Source organism: Paenibacillus sp. DMB5 (genome assembly GCF_001517085.1).
In the GTDB taxonomy this organism is placed as follows: Bacteria; Bacillota; Bacilli; order Paenibacillales; family Paenibacillaceae; genus Paenibacillus_AQ.
This window is the reverse complement of sequence record NZ_LRAC01000042.1, coordinates 1-809: the sequence shown is the minus strand read 5'-3', so window position 1 is coordinate 809 and position 809 is coordinate 1. Positions and strand designations below refer to the sequence as shown.

The 809-nt window shown below is 53.8% G+C and carries 3 protein-coding genes; all 3 read right to left on the bottom strand.

What is annotated here, in order from left to right:
• Positions 1 to 250, bottom strand: a 250-nt coding sequence (locus AWJ19_RS35620) for a M24 family metallopeptidase (RefSeq protein WP_198536491.1), incomplete at its 3' end; no start/stop codon positions are given.
• Complete coding sequence (locus AWJ19_RS35615; protein ID WP_068722620.1) at positions 231 to 413, bottom strand: aminopeptidase P family N-terminal domain-containing protein; 183 nt, start codon at positions 411 to 413, stop codon at positions 231 to 233. The genes AWJ19_RS35620 and AWJ19_RS35615, both read right to left, overlap by 20 nt.
• Positions 414 to 617: 204 nt before the next feature.
• Positions 618 to 809 (bottom strand): hypothetical protein (locus AWJ19_RS35130; RefSeq protein ID WP_157889961.1); only part of this gene is annotated, 192 nt, incomplete at its 5' end.

Genomic DNA, 809 nt, shown 5'->3' with positions numbered 1-809 from the left:
GGTCATGCCGGGCTTGATGTTCGGCGAGCGTGTGCAGCTGTGCTTCAAGCGTGATGTCATAGATCTCCTTCAGCTTGGGATCCGGCTTGCCCAGTGCAATGGTACGGGTTACATCCGAGCAGTACCCGTCCAGCAGCGCACCGAAATCAAAGGTAACAAATTCATTGTTCCCTTGCTGCTGGCTACACCATGCGGCATGGCCGAACGTTCCGCCAGAGGCAACAATGGTGTCAAACGATGAAGGTTGCATCGGCCAGATCGGCCGCGCGCTGCATAACAGCCAGCTCATCCTCATCCTTGAACATGCGCAGATTCTCAACCGCCTTGGACACCGGAACCAGCACTGCCGGCTGGAGCGCCTCGGCATAAGCCGTGTACGCGCTGAAAGTAACATCATCCTGTTCAAAGCCCACACCGGACACTTCCGCTCTGGGGTAGCAACTCCCGTACAGTATCAATGAATTTCGGACCATGCTGTACAACCTTGAGGCCGGTTACCTGCTCCGCCGCCTGGTTCATGGCGTTGAACTCGTCTGCTGTAACCTCAGGGGAAGCCGCACTCTGCGAAGCCTGTTCTTTGATTGAATAGGCGCTCTGGAACGCAATGGCTGCATCTCTCAGCAGAGTCTCAATATTTTCCGGCAGACTCTTGAAATTTCCACATCATTGACCTGATCAGCAATATCAGAGGCTGTGTCCTGGAAAGAATCAAGCGCCTCTTCAAGCTCCTTGTCCGTGGCAGCTCCAGTCGAATATGAGGTCAGTGTTGTATTGAAATGTTCCAGCGACGTTTTGCCCATTTCGTCAAA